Source organism: bacterium (assembly GCA_016708025.1).
Lineage (GTDB): Bacteria > Zixibacteria > MSB-5A5 > GN15 > FEB-12 > FEB-12.
Genome location: JADJGQ010000002.1, coordinates 435,451 through 460,677 on the forward strand (window position 1 = coordinate 435,451; position 25,227 = coordinate 460,677).

The window sequence follows — 25,227 nt, forward strand, 5'->3', positions numbered from 1 at the left end:
TACTGAAATCAAGGGGAACATTGTATGAGCACTGCTTCAACGAATACTGACCCGCAACTTGCCTTTCGCATTATCGCCGTCCTTGTCGCTGTTGGCCTCGTTGTGTCGCTCTTTAGTGGACTTGTCGGCGTGTGGTTTGTCCTCGGCACCATTGCCGCCTTTGCTCTCATGAATCTCGGCCTGTCACCCAGTTGGCGCTGGGTAGGCAATGTCCTACTAATTATTTCTGTAGGCATTCGACTCACACAGGGGTTACCGCTCACAAAGAACGTGTTGGATAAGTCGCAAGAGCGTACGGATAACGAGCTTGCAAAGAAAGCCATGGAGCCGGGCGTCACGCAGGAGAACATTCGGATTCGTACCGCTCAGCGAGTAGATTCAATCAATGCTGCGAAACTCTCTGCAGCTTGGACCGACCTGTCCGGTCGTATTGCGAAAGATGATTTGACACAGGAAAATCAGCGCATTTACGACTCACTTCTTGAGGTCGAACGCCAGAGCAACGAGAACGTCCGCAAAATGGTACTTGGGCAGAAGATGCTGACGCCCGCAGAGCCTGCGAAGGTTGAGCGGCGGCAGCCCCAGGTAGAAACTGTTTTTGTGGAACATAAGCAGCAGGCAGAGTTAGCGCCGGTGTCGCAGGAGGCACCACCGCACGTGACCAGTGCTGTTCAAGCTGCCGCGCACATCGATTCGGCTCTAACGGTTCCTGTTGATACACCCGACCTGTTGGCCACGCAGAGCTATGTCGAGTTTCATCTTGATGACCAATTCATTCAGAGTGCTGTCCGCCGGTCGGGAGACTGGAAGATAGCCCAGGACATGTTACCCAATGGCTCTGTTGGCAATGTTCTCACCCAAGGCTCAATGCACGAGGCGGTGATCTTTTTCGGTTCGAAAAAGTGGATCAACTACACGTTCGAATGTTCTATCAAACTCACGGCGGGTCGCGGCTTCGGTGTCTACTGCCGAGCAACGGACGAGTCAAATTGCTACGTCATGGGGTATGATCCAAGCTGTAACAATGCAATCGTCTACGTCCGGGCTGGGGCTCCTAATGAAATTGGGGGTTGGACGTTTGACCGGAACTGTCCGCCCGACGGCAGGTGGTTTCAACTGAAAGTTGTATGCCAAGGGGACCTCATTCAATACTACAAAGATGGCCAACTCCACCGTGAGGTCAGGCACGGCGGCCTTTTTCGCGGATTGGTGGGTCTCGGAACGAACAATGATGCAACCCTTGTGAACTTTACCAACATCCGGGTCACGCAGTTGCCATGAATGAATGCCGCAATCGAGAGGAGCGAAACTGCCGTGGCGGCTATAGTCTAAAATGTGATTGAAACTTCCGCCAAGAGGGTCTATATTCTCCAAAGCCTATTGGGGACACTCTTATGACTGTATCTGAGCGATTCATTGCGCTACTCAACAATATCCTATTGACGCAAGCTCAACGCGATGACGGTACTACTAAGCACCACGGTGTGAGGGGCTTGTCTCAATTCAAGTTATTACAATGCCAGCTCTGAAACCGCCAACAGTATGTTGATCGGTTCGTGGGGAAAATCGACTCGCATCCGGCCTCCGCGCGATGTCGATGTGTTTTTCGTCCTCCCATATGAGGTTTATCAGCGATTTGAGCAGCGCACCGGCAATAAGCAATCACAGCTCCTCCAAGAGGTCCGCGACGTTCTCAAAAACACTTATTCAAATACCGCCATTCGCGGGGACGGTCAGGTTGTAGTCGTTCCTTTCCAGTCATTCAGTGTCGAGGTGGCTCCGGCCTTCAAGCTGAACAGCGGCCAGTACTGGGTGTGTGATACACACGATGGCGGAAAATATAAAAGTGTGGACCCGAATGCGGAAATCAAAGCCGTTACTGACTCTGATACAACGACAAAGGGAAATACGCGGCATCTTATTAGAATGATGAAATGTTGGCAGGGCTGGTGTAATGTTCCATTGCAATCATTCGTGATAGAGCTTTTGGCTATCCAGTTTCTCCAAACCTGGACACACGCCGGTAATAGCACTGTCTATTATGACTACATGACACGAGATTTTTTATTCTGCGCGCAAGAGTGCAAACGGCAGTACGAAAGCTGCCTCTATACTTCCACGACGCTCCGAATTTGGTTACGCTGGCTCATGTGGATTCGGCGACTTTTTGCCGCTGGATCAGCCGTCGCTGGTTCTGTCGCTGGTTGGAAGCTGCTGACCGGAGCTGACCTTCCTTCGATAAAATTGATTACAGTCATAAGCGCCTTCGTGGCCGGTTTACTTCCTGTGGTTTATACCGCCTTGAAGTTCGACGACGAGCTTGGCCAGGTCAAGCACCTTGCTGGTGAGTTCACAAATCTCCGTGACCGATTTCGACAAGCCGCCCACATTGCATCTCAGAATCCCTACCCCGAATTTGAAGCCGAGGTCAAACCACTCCTTGAGCGAATGGAGCGTGCTCGCGCAGCAGGGGCAACTCCGCCAGAATTATGCTTCCGCTTGGCGCGGCGGAAAATCAAGGCCGGGCATTACGACTTTGACGTTGATGACGGAAGGGGAGAAACCGCCACCCCAAAAGCCTAAAAGATACCACGCCGCCATCGAGCGTAGTGAGACTGCCGTGGCGGCCATCTTCAGTAGAAGGAGGTTTGCAAAATGGGATACGCATGTCCTACCTGTAATCAAACGATCGATTTCTCGGATAGTTTTTGCCGCAATTGTGGTACACCGTTGCGCTCAGGTGGTTCTCCTTGCAACTATCGCCCATCTTTTCAGGGGACAATTGTCACCTGTGCCGCATGTGAAGGCAGGGGTTTCTATCCTGGTTTCTTCCGAAATACCATCTGTGATGTTTGTAATGGATCGGGCAAGCAGAGAGTTTAGAACTATCTAGACTGCGGCTGCTATGAGTGGCCATGTAGGGTCCTCAAAAAAACGACGCATTTAGAGGCTCGTAGAGCCACGATCAGCTTCTGATTTCTCGCTTTGATTGTGATTTTCCGACGAACTGGCCCCGCTCGCGGTTTTGGGCTGCCGTGCCACAAGTTTCCGCAGGGTATCACAGAGTCTCAGTTCCGGTGCAAGGTCGTACAAGTCTCCACCTTGACCAGCACTCCACCCCTCTATGCCCCAGCAGAACTTGAAGGCGGCACGCCAGCGGTGCAACTTCACTTTTCAATCACAGCTGGAGAGAGGTCAGATACGTATGACCTACATTGATAAAGCGCGAGCAAAGCTCGTTGAGCTTAACGATCCGCGTTTGCCGGATGAAGAAGTCCGAGAGCGCATCGCGATATTGATGGCTCAGGAAACCGGAAGAGCGATCTGGAGTGGCGTTCAGTACGCCCACCAGATGGACCGCAGACAGGCGGCCCAGCACTAGAGTGCACAACGGGCGGGGTTATCCCCCGCCCGTTGTTATTGCTCGCGGCCAGGATGAATATCCGGAATAACTAGAAAGCAATCTTGCCTTCCTTCTCGTCGAAGGGAACCCCAGCACTCTTCGCGGAAGCAGCTAGCTCGGAGCGAAGGCGTTCGGCAATTTCCTTCGGAACAGAATTACCCATGCGGTCCAGTACCGTAGTAAGAACCAGAATATCTTTATATTTTTCTGGCCACATACTTACGGCATCCTTGAATGTCTCAGGGAATTTCCTCCAAAACATGACAAATACTGTTGCCTTAGATTCCAAGGGAGGCCAGATGTACAGGTGACTCTTTTCTAAATCGTAGTACAGAGGAACCTTTCTTTCCGAACTCAGTCGATGTGCAATGTCAACCGGAGCATGCTTGAGGTGGAAAGTGGAATCAGTGCCCAAGTACACCGCGGATGCGACAATGATGGCCGCGGAGTCTAGCGGATATTGGATCGTATGTGGCGAAGTAGCTAACCAGCGTCGAATCGGGCAGACTCTCCAGAGTTCCTTTGAGCCGCTGGTAATTCAAGTCCAACAGATAATCAATCGCCGAATCGGCGGGCAGTATCTTGGCCCCGGCTTTTTGCATTTCTGTGATGACCAGTTGTCGGTAATCTGAAACTGTTGTCTGCCCAGATGCTAACATCGGGAGTACGCATAGTAGTACCGCCACAAGTAGAGTACCTTTAAGCTGTCTCACGAGACTCCTCCTATTTTCTGATTGAATTCTCGGTTCGGAAGTACGTACCCAGCGCCCAACTTGGCAAGAATCTATTGCTCCAATTTCACACTTTGGGTAGAAAGTGATATCTTCGGGTCCAGTAGCCGCCTTTCAGGATAGTCGCAAGTGTCTATAGTGCAATGGTTTTCACCATTGTCCGGAAATGGGCAAGGACGTTTGCTAAGAACTCAGACTACGCCTATGTCTATCGGGTCAGTGGTACCATAAAAGGCGGGCCTTTCCTCGTCTCCGATTTCCCGAATGCCTGGCTTCTATAAACCTGTCAAGTGCGAAGGTAACCCCAGTGCCAAGCACATGGGACGTGACGCGTTGGGTTGTCAATAGGATCAGATGTGGTGCACGACACCCGGCACATGCAGTCCTATGGTTCTGTACTACTGCGGGCTTCTTTCTCATCGCCAAGCATAGTAGAGCGGGTAGTTGTACAAGATAATGTGCCCCAAAAGGATGTTTGGTGCCGCAGTAGTAGTGACCAATGTGTGACCAGTTCCACCAAAATTCATAACGAAACAATTGAATAATATGGGGAAAGGTTCGTATTCAAACTACCAGCAGTCGCTTCCATTTAATAGCGGAGGTAATTGAAGATGTAGCAGGACACGCCCAGTAGACTCGGGAGAATGGATGTCGTGCCAGTGTTCTTCATTCAGCACACCACACCATAATGAATGTGTGCTGAATGAAGAACACTCTGCTAAGGTTTCTCAACGGTATCGAGCTTCTCGACCAACAGCATTGATTCGCATTGTTGTTGTCAACCGCTGGCGCGGGGAAGCATCAGGGGTCTCGAGCCTTCTTCAATCTGCAGCCCTTTCAGTTGCGTAGGAGTGTAGCAACTGCGGTGGGGTATATCAGCCTTTCCTTATCCCACCTAGTCCCAACAATAGTACCGCCCCACCGGTGCGAGGTCTCAGGAATTGGGAACTCATCATCAGTTGGAGGCAATCAACTTTGTCAACCAATCCCAGGAGTGTTTCATTATGACTAGGTTTGGTAGAACTTTCCCTGACGATGACTCCGGTAGAATTGAACTTACACATAGCAACGTGATTTGCGCAGTCTTGCACGATATGGCCAGCGAGTTTTTGCTGTCACTATCGCCATGTGCCCCCTTTGTAGGAGTAGCGTGTGATGCAGAAATGCAGGCATCTCCCTTATTGAGAGAGGGGGGAAGATGAGCACCGACCAGCGTTTCCTGAATAAGCGGCAGGTGGCCGCCATGTTGGGGCTCTCCCTCTACACGATTGATGCCTGGGTATCCCAGCGACGCGAGTTACCGTTCATCAAGATGGGCCGCCGCGTCATGTTTGATCGGAAAGATGTCGATCTGTGGTTAGAGCGCAATCGAAACTCCCCGTCGGCATTCTGATATGTCACTTTCTGAGCGGGGGCGGCTGCCGGTGATACCTGGCTGCCGCCCCTCTATGTACATTTTGGAGGCAAAGTCGAGGTAAAAATATGGGATTGTATAAGCGTGGCGACGCGTGGTATATCGATTACTACGTCAACGGAAAGCGTAAGCGTGAGCGCGTTGGCTCGAATAAGAAAGTTGCGGAGCAAGCACTTGCCAAACGTCAGGTGCAGGTGGCAGAGCACCGATTTTTGGACATTCAACGGTCACCAAGAACCAGCCTTGAGGAGCTCATCGGCGCTTACCTGGAATACGCCAAGGCCAACAAACTGTCGTGGCAGCGTGATGTCCACAGCATTCAACGCCTGAAGGAGTCTTTTGGCCGAAAGCTACTGAGTGAGATCACACCGTTAGCTTTGGAGACGTACAAGAGCAGTCGCCTGAAAGTAGTTGCTCCAGCGACGGTCAATCGAGAATTGGCATGCCTCAAGCACATGTTCACGAAGGCGATCCAGTGGCAGATGGCTACGAGTAACCCCGTCCGAATGGTTCGCATGCTCAAGGAGCACAATCAACGGCTGCGGTACCTCACCAACGATGAGATACAACTACTGATGAATGCGTTGCCAGAGCGAGTACAGCCGGTTGTCCAATGTGCCCTCTATACAGGCATGCGTCGGGGTGAATTGCTGAATCTCAAATGGGCCGATGTAGATTTGAAGCAGCGCTTGCTCTTTGTACGCCAGTCGAAGAATGGTGAGAAACGGGAGATTCCCATTGCTGAGACACTGCTGAAGGTGCTCAATGCCCTCGAACGAACCGGTGAGTATGTCTTTTCCTTTGGCAATGGCAACCGTATGCGGAGCATCCGGGAAGCGTTTGATCGAGCGGTCAAGCGGTGTGGCATCCTTAACTACCACTTTCATGACAACCGGCACACCTTCGCGTCCTATTTGGTTATGGCTGGCGTTGATTTACTGACTGTGAAGGAACTTATGGGACACAAGTCCATAACCATGACATTGAGATACGCACACCTGAGCCCGGACCACAAGCGGAAGGCAATAGAGAGTCTCGATTACTGCGCACCAGGACACCGTTCTATCCCCGAATCCAAGACGAATGTTTCTTGACATCTGCATCTCAACCGTTCATTATTTCAAGAACAACACTTTAGTGCGGGGAACACGGTGAAAACTATCATTAGTCATGGCCATACCATCCAAATCAAGGGTTGGGGAAAAGAACGCATTTATTACGACGGTCAGGAAATGACTTCCCGAATGACAATGACAGGGGGCACTCATGTGTTTCGCGTCCAGGAGAGTGATCAATCTGCTCAATACGAGATATCTTTACAACTTCGCTGGCACGGATGTACCTATTGGACAGAGGTACGACGAAATGGGGAAATAATCTTCACCGATAGGTGAGCAAGTAACTAGTTGACATCACCGCCAATTTGAATGTTCCCGCTTCTATGAATCTGAGCTCCTCAATCGCCTGTCTTAAATGAAGAGACAAGGTACAATTGGAATTGTCATGGATGGTTTGATCATGCGTCATTCCTTGCCGCCTTTGCCCTCACGTATCTGCACGAGCAGCTTGGCAAAATCCAAGTTGCGCACAACTATGGGTAACAAGTTCTGTCCGGCGCACAGCCGAGTGAGCCAGACTTTTCAGAATGCAATGGTTCCTGAAAGCTAGGGCTGGGGCAAAGAGGGATGGAGTGCTGGTCAAGGTGGAGACTTGTACGACATTGCACCGGCACTGAGACTCTGTGATACCCCGCGGACAGCTGTGGCACGGCGGCCCAAATTTGCGAGTGGCCAGGCCCAACGATTGAAGTCGACTGTGAAACTTCGTGGGCGGCCATGCTGACAGTTCCCGTGCGTCAGCAGTAGGAACATCTGTGCTCATTTACCGCTGCACAAGCCACACGAGGCGATAGACCTCTCCGATTTGACCGTTAGGAATATCCCAGCATATTCGCTTTCCATCGTCCGTGATGTATGGTGCTGGGTCGGGGTTGTTCTTTTCGTACCCTCCGAACCGAGCTGTGCCATGAGACTTCACAAACTTGAGACCATCGCAAGCATTCACGGTGATGAAAAGAGTTTCGACGTGGCGTTCAAGCGTACAGAGCAGATCTTCAGTATCCTTTGGAAAGGTATCAATCATATCGATCTTGAAGACTCTCGTGGTGGGTTTGTTGATCGGTAGGGGGTCGCTGAAAACGGTCGGCACCTCAAATGTAGTTCCGAAATTTCGCTTTTTGGTTATGTCAACTTTACCCGGTGTACTCTCAGCACTGTCCCAATCGAGAAATCCCGGTGACTCTACCTTCAAGTTTCGGTCCCAAATTTCTACAAATCCATCTTTCATTGGGAGAACCGTTTGCGTTTTCTTAAGGGTTACGCGGTGCCCTTTGGCATCCTGATAGTGAGCGTCGATTTGCAGGTGCTTTATCGCATGATCACTCTTTGCTATTTCCATATCGTATGGTCTCGATAATGCTTCCCCGCTCATATTTCGCGCGACCGTCTCGGACAATCTGGAAACAGTTTCTACGTGATCATTGAACCGCCGAAGCGCTTTTACTACCTGCACCCCAATCAACACGACAATTATCAAGAGTAATACAGCCAGCGAAACTTTGAGGTAAATAGACTGCTCGGTAGCTATTGCCCCAATGAAAGCAATAGTCGTTACTATAGTTCCGATTACGCCAACCCAATCCTTCCAGCTGATCTTCCCCATGGTGCCCTCCTCGGTTATAGATGAAATGGACGATAATCAATAAAAAAAACCCCTGCAGAACTGCAAGAGTTTTTTATGGCTTTGCTATGCCGCAAGCCGCATGATTTTAGGGTACGTTTGATTACTCGCCGGTACCGCCTCCATCAATCATCATAAATCACCGCCTTTCTGAAACAATAATTCTACCTAGCGGCTAAATTTTTTGGCTTGACCGGCATAGAAGAATCTTCTATACTACGCACGGTGATGCTGGCTATTTGCCGCCACTAAGAGATTAAGCTGCGAAGATACCTTTCCGATTGTTCCTCGGAACCTCTTCGCTCTTTTTGCTTAAGAACATACTCCCTCTTTATACCATCCCGCAAGCGGAATCTTGTTGCCCAATCTTGCGTCTCGGACGGAGATACGAGAGTCTTTATACACAGTAGTCATTTTATCGGCTGGTTAACGAGGGTACTGAAGCGCACACCTTAACTATAAGGGTAGAAAGAAGTTCTGTCAAGAAAAATAAACCAGAATCGACGCCTTATAGCTCCTCTTTCGGCGTCAAACCCTTCCCTCGACACCCTCACTACAGCTTGGCGGGCGACTCTTCGGACGCTAGACGGTGCCCGAATGCAGCCTGGCTCTTCAATTGGGAATAGGGTGCGTCATAAGACCGTAAATACTGAAAAAATAGCCCCACCTTGCGCCAGGGGCTTGAATGGGGTCCCTGATTGCCTGTTGGCAATCCGGTAAAGACGCTATAGCAGGTTGCTGTAATTTCTGGTTTTACCCTTATCTACCACAACAGGGGCAAGAGCCGGAGCTGAGCGGCCCAAGTGAGACGCCGGCAGTCTTGCGTATTGATTCCATCAGCTCAGTCTGCTGGAAACCGTAGACGGTGGCTTGGTATTTGTTAATCCAATTGACAAGCTCCGCCCTCTCAGCGGAATCGAGTTTCGTGAACCCTTCCATTACTTTGACCATTTTTGCGTTTACCGTGGCCATTGGAAACTCCTCATTTTAAACGATCCACAAATGTCACAGTCTGATGCAACTATGCTGGTGGGAATCTTCCCGCATCCCGAACAAGCCCGTTTAAACTTTCTGAGTGCATACCGCATCCCCATGCGGCGCTCGTCTTCCGTAATGTTTTGGTGAAGATCCTCTTTTTGGCGATACTTACCTCTCTCATCCAAGATTGCAGCCCGGTTCCTCCAATCAATGTCTGACAAAAGTGTATTTTTAGCCAAGTCCTCTAACTCCGAAGAAAGCTGGTAATTCTCAACCATGCTGCTCTTGTAAAAAGCCAACTGGTTAAGCCATTCCTGAACGAGTGCCCAAAGCGACAGTAGAACGTGGATGGCACTCAAGGCTACGGCAAACCAAATTACCAAAATCACCCATCCGGCAACTTGACCACTTGTGCTAACGGAGGTGACAGTTACGCCAGCGATCATAGGACCCAGAAACCCAGTAAAGGTAAGCAGGTTAATGGCGACCTCGAGAGGTCGAATCCTACATTCAAAAATGTATGCGGTTCCGTAGCAATAGAGCGCACCGTCATTGTAGTTGAGTCTTTCAGCATTAGAAACCGGCACTTCTGATGTCCTTTGCCAACTGTTGAATAAGTGTTAGGCATGTGGCATGCGTGTAATTTTGATAGTAACTGAGATAGTCGGGCCGTTCCCGAAGCTGGTTGGATTGGTCACTAAGAGCTGGCCATCCTGAACAAGTTCACACATTGTCTGCAGCGCGGTGACTTCGGTGGACTTTGGACAGGGCGCACCTACCCACTCAACAACTGCAGTCCCGTTTCCCGAAGTCAGCTCCATCTTGTACGTCCCTGACGTGAGCCTATAAGCGATTTGTTCTCCGTCTTTGAGATTTCGGAAATCATCGGCAACCACAATCGGTTCCAGCTTCTTGACGATAGGCTGTGCTTCCTTTTCGGAACAACTTGCAAGGCACACGAAGGTAATCATGGCCAGTATGTTCACTGTGTTACGTTTGGAGGTCATTGATCCCTTTCCCCGCTGAGATTCACTCGTATGGTTACGGCAGCTTTGTCAGCTTGAAATTCGCAAAGCTGGCCTGCGTCTGCTCATTTTTAATGTCAGCACTCTCGGGGCCACGAAAGAAACTGCTTTTCTGGGCAACACGAATAAGTCTACCATTCCAACAGTTCCGAATTGGGCCGCCTTGGCAGACAACTGTGATGTGGTACCAGTTGCCACCTAGGAGGTGTCTCAATCACCCTGCTACCCGAAAATCTCTACCCTCTGGCCATCTTGCGAGCAGCTAATGATCTGATTTCAGTCATTGTCGTATGCCACTTGTAGCCGGTTTATCCGGTGATGGTCTCGATAGTGCACTGTCTCTTCAATTCTGCAGCTGGATTGGTTTTATGATAGGAATCGAGTAACGGGCTACAGAATATCCTCCCTTTAGAATCTGCAAAATTGATGTTGTTCTAAGGTAGATAAATGGGCAAATTGAATCAACCAAAAAGCAAGGTCCACAAGGCCAATGGTAAACCCATCTTTTGTGTTGATCCAATCGCTGTCAGTTACAATTGGAATCATACTGAATGAATCCAGATTGATGTAGAAGCCTTTGGTTAGTCACAAATTGGTCACACGAGCCGTCGCGAGGAAAACCATATTATTGGTAAGTTGTTCGTAGATATACTATTTAGGCCAATGCGAGAGTGGCGGAATTGGTAGACGCGCTGGACTTAGGATCCAGTCCTGCAAGGGGTGGGGGTTCGAGTCCCCCCTTTCGCACCATTATACCCGGTGACTCCCAGCCGCGGCCCGGCATGGTCCCAACCCGCCCTGCCCGCTACCTGTTTGTCACATCAGAACTTGCGCCAAGAATTAGCCACTTGTTTTCAGGTGGCTTTTGGTGCTTTATTAGAGGTTCAGATAACGGCGGTTCGGACAGCCTGACCCCCCGATTTCCTGCCATCCTGGCAGACGGGAACATTCGGCTACCTTGCCACCGTTGCTACCTAACATGACCGGCATTGCCGATGGAGAAGATTTGTGAAAGTTGAAGTCAAAACTGGTGAAGGGTTAGTGCGCGAACTTTCGGTGGTTATCCCTGCCGAGCGGGTACAGACCGAAATGGAAAAGAAATTCGTCGAGGTCCAGCAAAAAGCTGAGATCAAGGGATTCCGCAAAGGGAAAGTCCCGATGCCCATGATCAAAAACATGTTCACCAACGAGGTCCGTGCGGATGTCGTCGATGATCTGATCAAGGAAACCCTCCCCGAAGCCGTCAAAGAACATTCCCTCAAAGTCGCCACCCGCCCGACCCTGACCGACTTTAACTTCAACGACGATGGCGGTTTCAACTACACCGCCCAGGTCGAAGTTTTTCCCGAGGTCGGCACTATCGCCTTCGCCGGTATCAAGGTGACTAAAGAAGATGGCGAAGTGACTGACAAAGACGTCAACGAGATGGTTGACTATATGCGGAAGCGGATGGCCACTGTCCGCCCGGTCGAGCGCGAAGCGCAGTCCTCGGATTGGGTGACGGTCGACCTCAAAAAGATCGCCGACCCGAAACTGGTTCTGCAGACCGATAGCTTCCCGAATTCCGAGGTCGACCTGTCCAATCCGGTCACGATCAAAGAATTCCGCGAACAGATCCCCGGCATGAAGATCGGCGATGAGAAAAAGATCGAAGTCATCTACCCCGAGGACTACTCCGACCGCGTTTTCGCCGGAGCATCGATCACCTATCATGCTACCCTGAAATCAGTCAAGGAAGTGATCCTTCCGGAACTCGATGACTCTTTCGCCAAGCAGACCGGGATAGGGGAGACCCTGCTCGAAATGCGCCTTAAGATCCGCGAGGACCTCAAGCGCCAGCGCGAGGATGCATACAAGCGGAACCAGCGCCACGAACTGGTCCACCAGATGGCCGATATCAACCCTATCCCGATCCCCGAAGGGATGGTCGCTGAGTACCTTGAGTCGGTGATCGAGGACTTCAAGAAGCAATATCCCATGGCAACCGCCGATGATGAAGAGCAGATCAAACAGAACTACCGCCATGTTGGAATAGAAGCGATGCGCTGGGATTTGATCTGGCATCAGCTTGCGGGGCAAGAGAAGATTGAAGTTTTGCCGTCAGATACCGAAAAATGGATAGACGAATTTGCCCTGCGCAACCAGATCACCAAGGAGCAGGCGGCCGAAGCCCTGAATAAGTCGGGTAAGGTCAGCAGCTTGCGGGAATCGCTGCTCGAAGAAAAAGTGCTCGATTTCCTGATGAGCAAAGCCCAGGTGGTGGCGCCGGAGAAAAAAGCCTAACGACGATCACGATAAGCGAAAAGGATGTAGCGCGTGAAAGAATTCAACGACTTAGTCAGACATTACACGAAGGCCCAGTCGAGTTACCTCGTTCCGATGGTGGTGGAACAAACCGGACGTGGCGAACGAGCCTATGACATTTTCTCGCGACTCCTCAAAGACCGGATTGTCTTCATCGGCACCCCGATCGATGACAATATCTCCAACCTGGTTATTGCGCAGTTGCTGTTCCTTGATGCTGAGGATCCGGAAAAGGACATTTTCCTCTATATCAATTCTCCGGGTGGTTCGGTCTCGGCCGGACTTGCCATGTATGACACCATGCAGTTCATCAAGCCGGATGTTGCCACCACCTGTATGGGGCTGGCCGCATCGATGGGTGCATTCCTCCTCGCTTCCGGCACAACCGGGAAGCGTTCGGCGCTGCCGAATAGCCGGATCATGATCCACCAGCCGTCAGCCGGCACCCAGGGTCAGATCTCCGATATCGTTATCATGACCGAAGAGTTCCTCCGGACGAAACGCCGCCTCAACGAACTCCTCGCCTATCATACCGGAAAGCCGCTCGAACAGATCGAGAAGGATTCCGACCGCGACTACTTCATGTCCGCCGAAGATGCCAAGAACTACGGCCTGATCGACAAGGTCTACGAGTTCGGCAAGAAAGAAAAGAAGTAGTCAGCGTCCGCGCGAACGGACCAGAAACATAGGATGTTGATATGACACATCAAGCGGGTCAACCGCCACGTATGCCACACCGCTGTTCCTTCTGCGGGAAAGCGTACGGTCAGGTCAAACGGCTCTTCTCCGGTCATGAGGCCTATATTTGCAATGAGTGCGTGGTCCTCTGCTCCGACCTGTTGCAGAATGCTCCTGATTACGAACCGAGCGAGGAGATCGCCAATCTCCCGCGCCCGGCCGAGATCAAGAACTTCCTCGACCAGTACGTGATCGGTCAGGAGCTCGCCAAGAAAACGGTAGCTGTCGCGGTCTACAACCATTACAAGCGCGTCAATCTCAATCTCCGCTCACGCTCGGCCGGCGATGTTGCCAACACCGATGTCGTCGATCTGGAGAAGTCCAATATCCTGATGCTTGGTCCGACCGGTACGGGCAAAACGCTCATCGCCCGGTCGCTCGCCAAATTCCTCAAAGTGCCGTTCACGATCGCCGATGCTACCGTCCTCACCGAGGCCGGTTATGTCGGCGAGGATGTCGAAAATATCCTGGTCCGCCTCTACCAGGCGGCCAATTACAATCAGGCGAAGACCGAACGAGGGATCATCTATATCGACGAGATCGACAAGATATCCCGAAAAGATGGAAACCCATCGATCACCCGCGATGTCTCCGGCGAAGGGGTCCAGCAGGGTCTGCTCAAGATCCTCGAAGGGACTGTCTCTAATATCCCGCCGAAAGGTGGACGGAAACATCCCGAGCAGGCCTTCGTGCAGATCGATACCTCGAACATCCTCTTCATCTGCGGCGGAGCGTTTGATGGTCTGGAAAAGATCGTCGCCCGTCGGCAGGGGAGTCGCATTGTCGGGTTTGAGGCGAACAAGAAGTTCGTCGGACAGAACTCCGATGAGGTTCTTGACCATGTCATTCCGGCTGATCTGATCGAATACGGGTTGATACCGGAATTGGTCGGTCGTCTTCCGGTGGTGGCGCCGCTTCGTCCGCTCGACGCTGTCGCGATGATGTCTATCCTGACCGAACCGAAAAACGCGCTGACCAAACAGTATGCGCGGTTGATGGAGATGGAAGGGGTCAAGATCCGCTTCGAAGAAGACGCGCTTCAGGCGGCGGTGAAGATCGCGATGGAGAAAAAGACCGGCGCCCGCGCGCTGCGGTCTATTTTCGAGAAGGCGATGCTTGGCGTGATGTACGATATCCCGTCGCATCCTGAAGTAGCCGAAGTCGTTGTCGGCGCGGAGACGATCACTGAAGGCAAGCCACCGAAACTGGTAACTCACGCGGAGAAGAAAAAAGCGGGATGAGACGCCCTATAGAATCAAATATGAAAGCCTCGCACTTACGGGGCTTTTGTGTATCTGGAGAGTCGCCTAACCTCCCTATATCCTGAACAGATACTGAAATTTCGCGAAGAAACGCTGCGATGACCGGTACAGCTTGCCTTCCTGGTCAGCGTCCCAGTAGTCATGCGTTGAACCAACATAGAAGATCGTAAACGGATTCAATTTCCAGCTCACCAGCGGTTCGACCGACAGAAACGCTTGCTTGTCGTATCCGTAACCTGAGCCGGTATTGATGATCTCCTTTCCGTGCACATACTCAACTACTACTCGCAAAAACCACTGACGGCTCAACTGATAATTGAAGCGTGACCGTGCAACATAGAAGTCATAAATGTTCTGGCCGCCGTCCGGGTAATCCAATTTGGAATATTCAACGTATGGCTCGATCAACAGTCGCTTGGTCGGCTTGAGCGATATCCAGAGGAAGTAATTCTGTCCTTCCCCAAGTACTGGTTCGGCCAATTCACCACTTCGTGCGATGAACCGCCCGACATTCCCGCTTACTTCGAAATTGAAAAACTCCGAGGGTCTGCCATTAACCCCAAGTGTGGCACGTCGGATCCCCGGAAACCAGACATCGCGGAACAGCTCTCTGCTCCAGAGATACTCCGCCCAGACGAAGGTCTGACCGGTTAGTTGCATCTCAAGATGCGGCACCAGCCATTCATCTTTGCGTGTGCCATCCCAATCCCACAAGCGGCCGATACCTACCGATGGCTCAACGCGCTGCAAGAGCTTGCTGTTCTGCTGGAAATTGAGACCGGTCCAAATATCAATGACCCGATTGCTATTGCGCGTGACAAAACCATTGTCCGCACGGAAAGTAGGGCTATACTGGTTATAGTCGATATTCACATTCCAGACCCGCGCAGTCCGTTCTAAGCTAAAATACCCCGCGCTTCCCCAGAAGGTCTCGCCGTCAAACGCAACGGTATGCGCCGAATCATCAAAACGTGCATCCCCGGCATCTTCTGAAAGCGCCGGGTCATCTGGTTCTGCAGTCCGGTTGCCGACCAGTTGCCCCTCTACCGTGTAGTTTTTCAGGAACTGATAGGAAAAGTCGCCGCCAAAGACCGTTCCTGCACCGCCGCCATCCAGGCGACGGTCCGTCACCATGCCGCCGACATATGAGCCATCATTGAGTTGATGTTTCACTCTCAGGATATTCGACGTGCTTTTCCCACCTTGCCAAAGGTAAGAGCGTTCGTTTTGCGGAACCAAAAGCGGGGTGTGTTCATCCCGCCCCAGCAGGTGCGTAAAACTGGTCCGCCCGAATTTCCCCGTCAGTTTTGAGGCAACAAGCGGATCAGCGATTGAACGGGTGTAAATGACATCTATGAATGAACCATACAGGTCGCTCCCCTCCTGGAAGAAGGGGCGTCGTTCTTCAAAGAAGAGCGCAAAGGGAGAATTAACATCGATCTGGGTCGCATCCGACTCAACCTGGCTGAAATCCGGATTGGCGGAGAGCTCTACCGTCGCGTTCGAAGAGAGACTATAACGCGCATTGAATGAGACCTCTGCATCGGCATCCCCATTCTCAAACCCGTCATCGGGATTGCCATAATCTCTCAACTCCCCTGACTGGAACGCGATGATATTAGGAAGTATCTCCAGCTTGTTGCCAGACTTGATCCCAGAGATACCGGTAAGGGTTCCCCACTGGCACATAAAGCAAGGGTCATCGCGGCTGATGGCCGCCCAGCACATGCGACGGCGTACTTCGCGCTGACGGTCGCGCCAGAAATTGATCTTCCAGACCTGCTCCTCTTTATTCGGGAAGCGAAGGCTGGAAAACGGTATCGCGATCTCAACCTGGTAGCCACTGTCGGTAACTACTCCTTTGGAGTGCCAGATCAGGTCGAAAGTCATATCTTCGTTGCCGCCGTTTAGCATCCGAAGGTCCCCCTGGATGCCAAGCGGATTGACGAACAACTCATACCCCCAGGATGCGTCGCCGTATGTGTCGAGCATCAGGCCGAAATAATCATCGCGGAAAATATTGTCGCGGTCGCGCAACGAATAGCGGACCGACTTCGGGTCATTGTCAAGCGCGATGAGCGCCACATAGAGGTTGTGATCATCGAAGCCGATCAGCGCCCGTGAGTCAACCGGCGGCTTGATCAGGTCGCCGGGATCGGTCTCGGAAAAACCATCAGCCACCGCGCATTGTTGCCAGATCGGTTCATCCAGTTTGCCATCAACAGTGACTTCTCCGGTAACGCGGGGGACATTGATCGTCGGCTTGATCCTGGCTGTAAACGTCTCCTGAGCGGAAACAAACAACGGTAGAAACAGGATAAGAGCGGCCATGGTTGCCGCGCTGCAGATGAGTCTGATAGTTCCCATGAAGGAAACTACGTAACCACTTTCCTGTATGTTTCGACCGACCGGAAATTGGCTGGCAAACGGGCGAGCGGCAGCCCCCATTTCTCTCATAGAAAAAGGCCCGCATATTGCGGGCCTTGCGTCATATCTGTCTGAAATCCGGACGAAACTAGCCTTTTAGCGCTTTGAGGGCATCTTCGCGGCTCTCAAAGTGCTCAAAAACAGAGATCAGGCGAGTGATAGTCAGAATAGATTCGATCTTCGTGATATTGGCCAGAACCAGGCGTCCGCCCGAATTCTTGACTGAGGTCAGCGCCGAGATAAGCATCCCCAGGCCAACGGAGTTCATCCAATCCGTCTTGGCCAGATCAAGAACGAATTTCTTCTTGTTCCGATTGAGGTACTCATGGACGCGGCCGTGGAACATCGTCGTCTCTTCGCCACCCATGATCTTTCCCGATATGTCGATGATGACGATATCGTCCTGCAGAATGTCTTCAAACTTCATGAGTTTGCGCCTTTATGCTTCGAGGTTACTTATTTCTGGTTGGTGCTGTCCCCCAACCGGTTGCGACGGTCTGAGGAAAGGTAGCCAAAGATGGTACCCAATCACCCAAAAAGCAAGCCCTTTTTGCCCGACCTAACATCCCCCGTCCCAAGAGCTTATTCCCTTCAAACCCGTTTTGTGATTGCCTGTCGCATCGTCACCTTCTATCGTACCAGCAACCCGACTTTCCAAGGACGAACTTATGGCAATTACCGTGCGAGAATTAAAGCCCACAGACTGGCCCGCAGTCGAAGAACTTTTCGGCGAACGTGGCGCCTGCGGCGGATGCTGGTGTATGTTCTGGCGAATCCCCCATGGTGGCAAACTCTGGCGGAATGCCGTCGGCGAACCGAACCACAAAGCGTTTCGCAAATTGGTCAAGGCTGGTGAGGCCAACGGCATACTCGCATTCGATGGTTCCACCCCGATCGGATGGTGTTCCTTCGGGCGGCGCCTCGATTTCCCGCGCACCGAAACCATGAAAGCCTACGCCCGGACCGATATCGACCAGGTCTGGTCGATCAATTGCTTTTTCGTCCGAAAGGAATACCGCAACAGTGGGCTCGCTGAAAAAATGTGTGAAGCCGCCGTCAAGGCGATCGTCAAACGGAAAGGGAAGATCATCGAAAGCTATCCTGTCCCGCTGACCAAGGATGGCAACAAACTCCCGGCGGCATTTGTCTACACCGGCCCCGAAGCGATCTTCAAGCGACTCGGCTTCAGTCTCACGCAACGGCTCTCCCATAGTCGTCCGCTCTATCGACTTTCTTTCGCTAAGTCAAAGAAGAAAGGAACCTGACGGGATTCCAGCACGTATCTTGACCGGGTAGATATGTTCAATTTTTCTGTTCTGATTCGACAGTTGCTCATCCTCATTGGCGCCGGACTGATGATCTGGGGTGTTTCGATGCCTCTTTTGGGGATGAAGATCTTCCGCGATGAATCTTTCTTCGACCTCAGTCCGACCGGAGCGATCATCCTGATCTCGCTCGCGGCGATCTCAGTTTTCCTTGCTCTCTTCCGCAAGTGGTGGGGACTCTACCTCACAGGTCTCCTCGCGCTGATCCTGCTGTTTTATACGGTCGGCGAGATCGAAAACCGGAAGGCCAGCATGGATACCGACTTCAAGCAACACGTGGCCGGGGGCCCTCTCAGAAATACAATGCGAGGATTGGTCAGTGCAACGAAAGTACGCTATGGATTTTCTGTGATGGCTGGCGGCGCCACTCTTTTGCTTCTGGTCCCGCTGTTGTGGGGGAGAGTAGTATTTAAGAAGAGAGATTCTGAAGAAGCGAAAAAACCGGTCACTTGACCGAACGGCTTAGCCAACTATCCGTAACTTGGCATACTTCGCCATGATCTTTTTTACTCCCAGCCCGGTGAACATGATCTCCAAACGGAGCGAATCCCCGTATCCTTCTGCCGCCAGTATCTTCCCGCGTCCGAATGTGGGATGCGCTACTATTCGCCCCACCCGATAGGTTTCATTCTCTTCATACTCGTAATATGTCTCGCCCTTGGCTTTGGATGCAGATGCGGCCGAACGGCCGCCGAACAGATCATCTTCTCCAACCTGGTGCGAAGGGAACGGCTTCCCCTGGGCAGTCGACTGCGATTGATACCCGTTTCCATACTGGAACATCGTCCGTGCCCTGAAATCGCGCTTTTCGAGCAATCCCTCCGGGATCTCCTTGATGAAACGCGACGGAATCGACTGCACCTCGCCAAACCGGAAACGGGTCGTCGCAGTCGAAAGAAAGAGCCGCTTGCGCGCCCGGGTTGCGGCGACATAAAACAGTCGCCGTTCCTCTTCCAACTCCATCGGCTCGACTATCGTTCGTTGGAGCGGAAACAGACCCTCCTCAAGGCCAACGAGGTAGACGGTCTCGTACTCCAGCCCTTTGGCCGCGTGGATCGTCATCAGCGTGATCTTTTCTTCGATCTCCTTGTACTGGTCGGTATCGGAGAACAGCGAGATCTCGGAGAGGTAGTCGCGAAGGTTCGCTTCACTGCGTCCGCGTGCGAACTCGGCCGCACCCTCGATAAACGCTTCGATATTCTCAACCTTCGCTTCACCGACCACGGCATCTTCGGCGCGCAGCTCTTCGATCAGCTTCAGGTCGGCGACCAGATCTTCCGCGAGAATATCGATCGGGTCAGTCTCAACCCGTGCCTGGAATTTCTCGATCAGGTCGACGAATGGCTGGATCCGCTTCGCTTTGCCGGCAAGATCAGGATAACTTGCTGCCGAACGCGCGATCTCATACATCGGCTGCTTCTGCTGTGAACCCAGCGCCGCGATATCCGACACCGTCTTATCCCCCAGACCGCGCTTCGGATAATTGATGATCCGCTCGAATGCAACATCATCCTTCGGATTGGCGATCAGTTTCAGATACGCCATCAGATCCTTGATCTCTTTGCGATGGTAAAACGAGATGCCACCGACAATCTGGTACGGGATATTTTTCCGGCGAAGTTGCTCTTCGAACGGTCGTGACTGTGCGTTGGTGCGATAGAGGATCACCATCTCTTTGAGCGATCTGCTTCCGCGATCGGAATCTATCTGCTCGACCATCCGCACCGCCTCATCCTCGGCCGAATCAACCATCAGCAGTCTGATCGGCTCGCCATCCTCGGCCTGTGCCCAGAGAGTTTTCCCTTTGCGCGCCTGGTTGTTTTCGATCACCGCCGAGGCCGCTTTCAGAATCGTATTGGTACTCCGGTAATTCTGCTCCAGTTTGATGATCCTGGCTCCGGGGAAATCTTTCTCGAATTCGAGAATATTGCGGATATCCGCACCGCGCCAGCCATAGATCGACTGGTCCTCATCTCCCACTACACAGATATTCTGGTGATCTCCGAGGATCGACTTCAGCAACAGGTACTGCACCCGGTTGGTATCCTGGTACTCATCCACCAGCAGATACTTAAATCGATTTCGATACCGGTCACCGATCTCCTGATTGTTTTTCAGGATCCAGACCGAGTTGAAGATCAGGTCGTCAAAATCCATCCCATTGCATTCGCGCAACCGGCGCTGATACAACTTGTAGATCTCTGCCGTGCGGGATTCGAAATAACCGGAAGCCTGCTGGGCGAACTGGTCCGCCGATATCAACTGATTTTTCGCATCGGAGATCTTGCGCGCCTGCCCTTTGGCCGGGAACTGACCATCCGATATCCGAAGATCCTTGATACAGTTTTTGATCAGGCTGATCGAATCTTCCTGATCGAGGATCGTGAAATTACTGTCATACCCTGCAGAGGCCGCTTCGCGCCGAAGTAACCGCGCACAGAAGGAGTGGAATGTGCTGACCTGAAGTTCCGCTATGTCAGTGGCCATCAGCGCATTGACACGCGCTTTCATCTCTCCCGCCGCCTTGTTGGTGAATGTCACCGCCAGCATCTGGTACGGCTCCGCCAATCGCTGCATCAGGATATACGCCAGACGTCGCGTTAATACCCGCGTTTTGCCTGACCCCGCGCCGGCGATCACCAGCAATGGTCCATCGGTCGTGACCACCGCGTCGCGTTGTTCGTTATTGAGGCCTTCCAGGAGATGATGCATAAGTGGGACGAATATACATCCTCCCGCTCCGGAAGCAATGACTTTGGGAATTTCTTCGTGCGTGACTACATTGTGACAAACAAACTGCCGACTTTTTTCGGCTTGGATGACCCCATCTGCGGAAGTAGCAGCACCAACCCGACTGCCACCAACAGGATTATCAGGCCACTATCGAGAGGGAAGGGGGACCCGCCGAGTGGAAGTCTCTTCAGCGACCCCGCGCTTTCTCCCGGCATCCGGAAGAAGAATCCATATATGAAATAACCAGCCAGCAAGACTGAGCCGAGTACCGCCGCCGAAATAAGGTAGAGCGTCATTTGCGATGCCGGTCGTGCCTCTACTGTCGCCTCGTTCCAGACCATCGATGGATCCGGCACGGGCGGAATTACTGCGTCAGTCTCCATAGCCAATGCGCGGAAAGACAGTGTCAGCCGCTCTGTCTCCTGACAAGCAGGACAAGAATCAATATGCTTTCGCAGGTCACCGGGGATCGCGTCGGACCGGACAGCCGTGATTACTCGCAATTCAAATTCGCACTGCATAGTCATTCTCTTTCTTTAACAATACCGGCTTCACGACAGATGCCTGCCAGCTTCTTTCGCGCACGCGACAACAGAACTCTCACCGAACCTGTTTCTACACCGACAATAGCCGCCGCCTCAGTATGCGTGTACCCTTCGACATAACAAAGCCAGAGCAGGGAACGGTGCATTAGCGTCAGCTTCTCCATCGCCGTTGCCAGGTCGATCTGCAACGGAATTTGTTCAGCTGAATCATCGCTATCATCGCTCTGTTCTACTTCCACCCACTCCCCATGTACTTTTCCACTTCGCCAGTGGTCCCGCACCAGGTTGGTCGCGATAGTGAAGAGGTAAGCCCGATCTGCTCCGGGTGTCTCCGCACCGCGATCCGCCTTGAGAAATCGAAAATAACTCTCCTGTGCGAGATCATTGCTCAATTCATGCTCGCGTACCATTCGATAGAGATAGCTCCAGAGCGGACGGTACGTCGAGCGGTAGAAGATGCGGAACTCGGACTGGTTCATGGTAGGTGGCCGACAGACTGATCAGGACGCTTCCAGTTTACGCTCTTTCCGTGCAGCCCGTTCCTGTGTCTTATGCCATCCGTACGTGACCATCGAGACGATCCCCAGCCCGATCGCCAACATGAAGCACATCACTCCCCAGTACTCCATATCATGCACCTGCTGAATATTCCCGGGATCACTGGAATCGCCGTATTGTCCCGCGCCAGCCATAAACCCTGCACCCAGGACGAAGATCATCACCGCCGCCTGGATAAACCGAAGGACCATATTCTTTCCGTTGGAGGCGGGCGCTTCTTTCTCCGCCGTCATCAGCAACCGCTTCCCGGCATCGGTCGCCATGAAACTGATGAACTCCGCGGCACTTCCGTATTTGTCGATCAGTTTGTTGAGCGTCTCCAGCCGATGATACTCCAGATTCATGATCACCTGTCTGCGGCGGAAGAGCAACCAGAGGACAAACCCAACCAGCGCCGTCAAACAGGCGAACATTATCGATTCCTGCATCAGAATGTCGTTATCCATATGTGGCTCCTGAGATTCGGTATTTGCATTAGCTTTGACCATTAGACGGACAGGTCACCGGAAAGGTAAACAGTGAGTTGGGAAAATGCTACGGGTTAACGCTGGACTGATCGAGGCGTGGAATCCCTCATCCGTCGCTTCGCGCCACCTTCTCCCAAAGGGAGAAGGGAAGTCCCCTCTCCCTCTGGGAGAGGGTGCCTCGGAGAGGCGGGTGAGGGTATCTCATTCAGGCTAGTTGATTGCTACAGGACGATCGGATTCCTTGCCCGATTTCCGGTAGACAAGCCGCCGACCCCGTACTACCTTCCCGCAACTATGAAGACTTCCGATATCGTCAGCCTGGTCATTCTCGCCGCCATTTGGGGTGGGTCGTTTATCTTCATGCGGGTGATTTCCCCGGTCTTTGGGCCGATCATCACTGCCATGCTCCGGGTATTGATCGCCGGAGTGGCTTTGGCCATCTACTTCCGCATCATTCGTTTTGACATGGAGTTCTTCAAGTACTGGAAACAGTACCTGCTGATCGGCGGGGTGAACTCGGCGATCCCATTTTTCATGTACGCGTTTGCCGCACTCCATATCCCGGCCTCGTATTCAGCGATTCTCAATTCAAGCGCCCCGCTCTGGAGCGCGATCCTGTCGGTCTTCTGGCTGGGGGAGAGGTTGACCTGGCTGCGGACACTCGGTCTGCTGGTCGGGGCAGGTGGCGTCTTTCTGGTGGTGAATATTCCACCGGCTGAGGTTGACTCATGGTTCCTCATGTCGGTCCTCGCCTGTCTGGTGGCGACGCTCTGCTATGGCTTTTCCGCGGTTTATATCAAGAAATTTGGCAAGTCACTCAAGCCGCGCGCGATTGCCGGGGCGAGTCAGTTGATGGCCGCATTTGTCTTGATCCCTGCCATTCCCGCATTCCCGATGCGAGGCGAAGTAACGCCGTTTATCGCCCTCAATATGCTGGCGCTCGCGATAATCTGTAGCGCAGTCGCCTACCTGCTCTATTTCCGGTTGATAGCCGATATCGGCCCAACCAAGGCGCTGACTGTTACTTTCCTGATGCCGCTGTTTGGGATATTGTGGGGGGTGCTGTTTTTGCACGAGCAGTTGACGCTCGGGATGGTCGGCGGGATGGCGCTGATTCTATTGGGGACAGGACTGGTGCTGAATATCATCAAACTCCCCAAGCCCTCGACCAACACCACAATGGTCTGAGAGACCGCGTTTACTTTTTCGTCGTGTCGATCACCGCACCCGTGCTGTCGTACTTCACCGATTTCACCAGCACGTTCTCTTTGTAGTCTTCCTCAAGCATCAACATTCCGGTCGAGTCCCAGACTTTCCAATGCCCCTCAACCATGCCATCTTTGGACTGTCCCAGTTTCGCCCGCTTCCCATTCTCCCACCAGACTTCGTATGCCCCATCCTGCTTCCCATCTTTCCAGGTCGTTTTCGCCTGTACTTTCCCCGATGGATAAAACAGCGTGAAGACGCCGTTCTCTTTGCCGTTCTGGTAACTCCCCGATGACATCTTGACCCCATCCGTATTAAAATAGGTGCAGATGCCATGCAATTGCCCATCTTTGTAGGAGAGCGTCGAGATCAACTTGCCGTCATTCTGCCAGGTGGTCATCATGCCGTTCTCTTTCCCCTCGACATACTCGACGCGGGATTTCATCTGGCCATTGTCGTAGAAATTCTCGAACACGCCATGCTTGGTGGCTGTCCCATCCGCATTGGTCCGTTCGGTCCACTTCGCTTTCAATTTGCCATTGGGGAAAATTTCTTCACGCGCCTGCATCCCCTGCTTGAGCAGAGAAGAGTCAGTCGGAGTCTGGGCGCTGGTCAATGTCGCACCAAACGCACATAAAGTCAGAAGCAGGAAGGTTGTTTTCAGCAGTTTCATCCACTCACCTGGTTTTACCGCGTTTCAAAGAACAGGCTGCTCGAGAAATCAAGCAGCCTGGTCAATTCGCTTGAACATCAGTCACTAGGCGACCGACATTTTATTAAACCCGCAGACCGTTAGAAAACGGTAAGTCATCGATGGAGAAACCGTTAAATCGGCTAAACCTCCGGCGGATTCTGCCCGTAATTGACCCAATCCTCTTTGGCCGGTCCATATACGCCGGGGACTTTCAGCCCCGCCTGACGCATCAGCACCGTCATCTGGCCGCGGTGATGTATCTCATGTTTGATCAATATCTTAAGCATCAGACCGATCGACCACTTTTCGCCGTAGAAATCTTTCTCGACCTTCAGCTCGTCATCATTCCAGTTCCCCTTGATGAAATCGATCATCTCCTGTGTTGCGGTCTGATACGCATGGGCGATCTGCGCCGCGGTGGCCGGCACCGGGCTCTCTTTGACGGCCGACTTGATGATAATACCGCTGTATGCGGTCATCTCCGGATAGGTGGTCACCAGATGCCAGGCCATGCGTCCCAGTGTCCGATGGTCATGCGCGACCGCCTGCGCGAGCGATGCATCCGTCAGCGCATTCATGATCTTCTGTGTTTCACCGCGCTCCTGTTCATACTCCCCGAAAAATTCCGCCAATGAATGGTACATCTTACCGCTCCTCGATCTATGTCTGAGTTCCTAT

At 52.3% G+C, this 25,227-nt stretch carries 25 protein-coding genes and 1 tRNA gene; 14 read left to right on the forward strand and 12 right to left on the reverse strand.

All coding sequences use genetic code 11. The features are described from left to right. The first annotated feature begins 24 nt into the window (after nucleotides 1-24). The 4 genes from IPH75_08115 (at nucleotide 25) to IPH75_08130 (ending at nucleotide 3,382) form a co-directional block, all read left to right on the forward strand. The gene (locus tag IPH75_08115; protein MBK7142029.1) at nucleotides 25-1,281 is read left to right on the forward strand and encodes a hypothetical protein; all 1,257 of its coding nucleotides are present in this window, start codon (nucleotides 25-27) and stop codon (nucleotides 1,279-1,281) included. 261 nt (nucleotides 1,282-1,542) lie between these two features. Next, nucleotides 1,543-2,583: a hypothetical protein gene (locus tag IPH75_08120; protein MBK7142030.1), complete on the forward strand. Its 1,041-nt coding sequence runs from the start codon at nucleotides 1,543-1,545 to the stop codon at nucleotides 2,581-2,583. A 72-nt stretch (nucleotides 2,584-2,655) separates the two neighbouring features. Next, nucleotides 2,656-2,883: a hypothetical protein gene (locus tag IPH75_08125; protein MBK7142031.1), complete on the forward strand. Its 228-nt coding sequence runs from the start codon at nucleotides 2,656-2,658 to the stop codon at nucleotides 2,881-2,883. A 322-nt stretch (nucleotides 2,884-3,205) separates the two neighbouring features. Further along, nucleotides 3,206-3,382 (forward strand): hypothetical protein, encoded by a 177-nt coding sequence (locus tag IPH75_08130; GenBank protein ID MBK7142032.1) that lies wholly within the window; start codon nucleotides 3,206-3,208, stop codon nucleotides 3,380-3,382. A 70-nt stretch (nucleotides 3,383-3,452) separates the two neighbouring features. On the opposite strand, the gene IPH75_08135 is transcribed toward IPH75_08130, so the two are convergent. Next, nucleotides 3,453-3,620: a hypothetical protein gene (locus tag IPH75_08135; GenBank protein ID MBK7142033.1), complete on the reverse strand. Its 168-nt coding sequence runs from the start codon at nucleotides 3,618-3,620 to the stop codon at nucleotides 3,453-3,455. Nucleotides 3,621-3,810: 190 nt separating this feature from the next. Here IPH75_08135 and IPH75_08140 point away from each other — a divergent pair, with 190 nt between their 5' ends. The 3 genes from IPH75_08140 to IPH75_08150 all read left to right on the forward strand — a co-directional run bounded on the left by IPH75_08140 (nucleotide 3,811) and on the right by IPH75_08150 (nucleotide 6,642). After that, a complete protein-coding gene (locus tag IPH75_08140) occupies nucleotides 3,811-4,035 on the forward strand; it encodes a hypothetical protein (GenBank protein MBK7142034.1) in 225 nt (74 codons plus the stop codon). Between the two features lie 1,297 nt (nucleotides 4,036-5,332). Then, a complete protein-coding gene (locus IPH75_08145) occupies nucleotides 5,333-5,527 on the forward strand; it encodes a helix-turn-helix domain-containing protein (protein ID MBK7142035.1) in 195 nt (64 codons plus the stop codon). An 89-nt stretch (nucleotides 5,528-5,616) separates the two neighbouring features. Further along, nucleotides 5,617-6,642 (forward strand): site-specific integrase, encoded by a 1,026-nt coding sequence (locus tag IPH75_08150; GenBank protein ID MBK7142036.1) that lies wholly within the window; start codon nucleotides 5,617-5,619, stop codon nucleotides 6,640-6,642. Nucleotides 6,643-7,429: 787 nt separating this feature from the next. Here IPH75_08150 and IPH75_08155 read toward each other — a convergent pair. From IPH75_08155 to IPH75_08165, 3 genes are all read right to left on the reverse strand, one after another. Next, the gene (locus IPH75_08155) at nucleotides 7,430-8,269 is read right to left on the reverse strand and encodes a hypothetical protein (GenBank protein MBK7142037.1); all 840 of its coding nucleotides are present in this window, start codon (nucleotides 8,267-8,269) and stop codon (nucleotides 7,430-7,432) included. 977 nt (nucleotides 8,270-9,246) lie between these two features. Beyond that, nucleotides 9,247-9,852, reverse strand: a complete 606-nt coding sequence (locus tag IPH75_08160; GenBank protein ID MBK7142038.1) for a hypothetical protein — start codon at nucleotides 9,850-9,852, stop codon at nucleotides 9,247-9,249. Nucleotides 9,853-9,885: 33 nt separating this feature from the next. After that, nucleotides 9,886-10,272, reverse strand: a complete 387-nt coding sequence (locus IPH75_08165; GenBank protein ID MBK7142039.1) for a hypothetical protein — start codon at nucleotides 10,270-10,272, stop codon at nucleotides 9,886-9,888. A 683-nt stretch (nucleotides 10,273-10,955) separates the two neighbouring features. Between IPH75_08165 and IPH75_08170 the strand changes: the two genes are divergently transcribed. The 4 genes from IPH75_08170 (at nucleotide 10,956) to clpX (ending at nucleotide 14,573) form a co-directional block, all read left to right on the forward strand. Further along, a tRNA-Leu gene (locus tag IPH75_08170) sits at nucleotides 10,956-11,040 on the forward strand. 258 nt (nucleotides 11,041-11,298) lie between these two features. After that, nucleotides 11,299-12,573, forward strand: a complete 1,275-nt coding sequence (tig, locus tag IPH75_08175) for a trigger factor (protein ID MBK7142040.1) — start codon at nucleotides 11,299-11,301, stop codon at nucleotides 12,571-12,573. A 96-nt stretch (nucleotides 12,574-12,669) separates the two neighbouring features. Continuing rightward, nucleotides 12,670-13,251 carry an ATP-dependent Clp endopeptidase proteolytic subunit ClpP gene (clpP, locus tag IPH75_08180; GenBank protein MBK7142041.1) on the forward strand — a complete coding sequence of 194 codons (582 nt, stop codon included), beginning with the start codon at nucleotides 12,670-12,672 and terminating at the stop codon, nucleotides 13,249-13,251. Nucleotides 13,252-13,322: 71 nt separating this feature from the next. After that, complete coding sequence (gene clpX, locus IPH75_08185) at nucleotides 13,323-14,573, forward strand: ATP-dependent Clp protease ATP-binding subunit ClpX (protein MBK7142042.1); 1,251 nt, start codon at nucleotides 13,323-13,325, stop codon at nucleotides 14,571-14,573. A gap of 75 nt (nucleotides 14,574-14,648) precedes the next feature. Here clpX and IPH75_08190 read toward each other — a convergent pair whose 3' ends face one another. Further along, entirely contained in the window at nucleotides 14,649-16,961 is a 2,313-nt protein-coding gene (locus tag IPH75_08190) for a carbohydrate binding family 9 domain-containing protein (GenBank protein MBK7142043.1), read from the reverse strand. A gap of 148 nt (nucleotides 16,962-17,109) precedes the next feature. Then, on the reverse strand, nucleotides 17,110-17,448 hold the full coding sequence (locus IPH75_08195) for an STAS domain-containing protein (GenBank protein ID MBK7142044.1): 339 nt from the start codon (nucleotides 17,446-17,448) through the stop codon (nucleotides 17,110-17,112). A 241-nt stretch (nucleotides 17,449-17,689) separates the two neighbouring features. Here IPH75_08195 and IPH75_08200 point away from each other — a divergent pair, with 241 nt between their 5' ends. Together IPH75_08200 and IPH75_08205 are read left to right on the forward strand one after the other, a co-directional pair. Continuing rightward, nucleotides 17,690-18,286 (forward strand): GNAT family N-acetyltransferase, encoded by a 597-nt coding sequence (locus IPH75_08200; GenBank protein MBK7142045.1) that lies wholly within the window; start codon nucleotides 17,690-17,692, stop codon nucleotides 18,284-18,286. 33 nt (nucleotides 18,287-18,319) lie between these two features. Then, a complete protein-coding gene (locus IPH75_08205) occupies nucleotides 18,320-18,799 on the forward strand; it encodes a hypothetical protein (protein MBK7142046.1) in 480 nt (159 codons plus the stop codon). Nucleotides 18,800-18,808: 9 nt separating this feature from the next. Here IPH75_08205 and IPH75_08210 read toward each other — a convergent pair whose 3' ends face one another. The 4 genes from IPH75_08210 to IPH75_08225 all read right to left on the reverse strand — a co-directional run bounded on the left by IPH75_08210 (nucleotide 18,809) and on the right by IPH75_08225 (nucleotide 22,628). Further along, nucleotides 18,809-21,058, reverse strand: coding sequence for a UvrD-helicase domain-containing protein (locus IPH75_08210; protein ID MBK7142047.1), 2,250 nt, complete (start codon nucleotides 21,056-21,058; stop codon nucleotides 18,809-18,811). A 65-nt stretch (nucleotides 21,059-21,123) separates the two neighbouring features. Beyond that, nucleotides 21,124-21,600: a hypothetical protein gene (locus IPH75_08215; protein MBK7142048.1), complete on the reverse strand. Its 477-nt coding sequence runs from the start codon at nucleotides 21,598-21,600 to the stop codon at nucleotides 21,124-21,126. A gap of 2 nt (nucleotides 21,601-21,602) precedes the next feature. Continuing rightward, on the reverse strand, nucleotides 21,603-22,103 hold the full coding sequence (locus IPH75_08220) for an RNA polymerase sigma factor (GenBank protein ID MBK7142049.1): 501 nt from the start codon (nucleotides 22,101-22,103) through the stop codon (nucleotides 21,603-21,605). 21 nt (nucleotides 22,104-22,124) lie between these two features. After that, entirely contained in the window at nucleotides 22,125-22,628 is a 504-nt protein-coding gene (locus IPH75_08225) for a hypothetical protein (GenBank protein MBK7142050.1), read from the reverse strand. Between the two features lie 315 nt (nucleotides 22,629-22,943). Between IPH75_08225 and IPH75_08230 the strand changes: the two genes are divergently transcribed. Then, on the forward strand, nucleotides 22,944-23,837 hold the full coding sequence (locus IPH75_08230; GenBank protein ID MBK7142051.1) for a DMT family transporter: 894 nt from the start codon (nucleotides 22,944-22,946) through the stop codon (nucleotides 23,835-23,837). Nucleotides 23,838-23,847: 10 nt separating this feature from the next. Here IPH75_08230 and IPH75_08235 read toward each other — a convergent pair whose 3' ends face one another. Both IPH75_08235 and IPH75_08240 read right to left on the reverse strand, forming a co-directional pair. Then, nucleotides 23,848-24,528 carry a toxin-antitoxin system YwqK family antitoxin gene (locus tag IPH75_08235; GenBank protein ID MBK7142052.1) on the reverse strand — a complete coding sequence of 227 codons (681 nt, stop codon included), beginning with the start codon at nucleotides 24,526-24,528 and terminating at the stop codon, nucleotides 23,848-23,850. Between the two features lie 161 nt (nucleotides 24,529-24,689). Beyond that, nucleotides 24,690-25,193, reverse strand: coding sequence for a DinB family protein (locus IPH75_08240; protein ID MBK7142053.1), 504 nt, complete (start codon nucleotides 25,191-25,193; stop codon nucleotides 24,690-24,692). Between the last annotated feature and the right edge of the window lie 34 nt (nucleotides 25,194-25,227).

Coding starts and splice junctions, on each gene's coding strand:
- IPH75_08115 (MBK7142029.1), top strand. CDS start 25: ATGAGCACTGCTTCAACGAATACTGACCCGCAACTTGCCTTTCGCATT.
- IPH75_08120 (MBK7142030.1), top strand. CDS start 1,543: ATGTTGATCGGTTCGTGGGGAAAATCGACTCGCATCCGGCCTCCGCGC.
- IPH75_08125 (MBK7142031.1), top strand. CDS start 2,656: ATGGGATACGCATGTCCTACCTGTAATCAAACGATCGATTTCTCGGAT.
- IPH75_08130 (MBK7142032.1), top strand. CDS start 3,206: ATGACCTACATTGATAAAGCGCGAGCAAAGCTCGTTGAGCTTAACGAT.
- IPH75_08135 (MBK7142033.1), bottom strand. CDS start 3,620: ATGTGGCCAGAAAAATATAAAGATATTCTGGTTCTTACTACGGTACTG.
- IPH75_08145 (MBK7142035.1), top strand. CDS start 5,333: ATGAGCACCGACCAGCGTTTCCTGAATAAGCGGCAGGTGGCCGCCATG.
- IPH75_08150 (MBK7142036.1), top strand. CDS start 5,617: ATGGGATTGTATAAGCGTGGCGACGCGTGGTATATCGATTACTACGTC.
- IPH75_08155 (MBK7142037.1), bottom strand. CDS start 8,269: ATGGGGAAGATCAGCTGGAAGGATTGGGTTGGCGTAATCGGAACTATA.
- IPH75_08165 (MBK7142039.1), bottom strand. CDS start 10,272: ATGACCTCCAAACGTAACACAGTGAACATACTGGCCATGATTACCTTC.
- clpP (MBK7142041.1), top strand. CDS start 12,670: ATGGTGGTGGAACAAACCGGACGTGGCGAACGAGCCTATGACATTTTC.
- clpX (MBK7142042.1), top strand. CDS start 13,323: ATGCCACACCGCTGTTCCTTCTGCGGGAAAGCGTACGGTCAGGTCAAA.
- IPH75_08190 (MBK7142043.1), bottom strand. CDS start 16,961: ATGGGAACTATCAGACTCATCTGCAGCGCGGCAACCATGGCCGCTCTT.
- IPH75_08195 (MBK7142044.1), bottom strand. CDS start 17,448: ATGAAGTTTGAAGACATTCTGCAGGACGATATCGTCATCATCGACATA.
- IPH75_08200 (MBK7142045.1), top strand. CDS start 17,690: ATGGCAATTACCGTGCGAGAATTAAAGCCCACAGACTGGCCCGCAGTC.
- IPH75_08205 (MBK7142046.1), top strand. CDS start 18,320: ATGTTCAATTTTTCTGTTCTGATTCGACAGTTGCTCATCCTCATTGGC.
- IPH75_08210 (MBK7142047.1), bottom strand. CDS start 21,058: ATGCATCATCTCCTGGAAGGCCTCAATAACGAACAACGCGACGCGGTG.
- IPH75_08215 (MBK7142048.1), bottom strand. CDS start 21,600: ATGCAGTGCGAATTTGAATTGCGAGTAATCACGGCTGTCCGGTCCGAC.
- IPH75_08220 (MBK7142049.1), bottom strand. CDS start 22,103: ATGAACCAGTCCGAGTTCCGCATCTTCTACCGCTCGACGTACCGTCCG.
- IPH75_08225 (MBK7142050.1), bottom strand. CDS start 22,628: ATGGATAACGACATTCTGATGCAGGAATCGATAATGTTCGCCTGTTTG.
- IPH75_08230 (MBK7142051.1), top strand. CDS start 22,944: ATGAAGACTTCCGATATCGTCAGCCTGGTCATTCTCGCCGCCATTTGG.
- IPH75_08235 (MBK7142052.1), bottom strand. CDS start 24,528: ATGAAACTGCTGAAAACAACCTTCCTGCTTCTGACTTTATGTGCGTTT.
- IPH75_08240 (MBK7142053.1), bottom strand. CDS start 25,193: ATGTACCATTCATTGGCGGAATTTTTCGGGGAGTATGAACAGGAGCGC.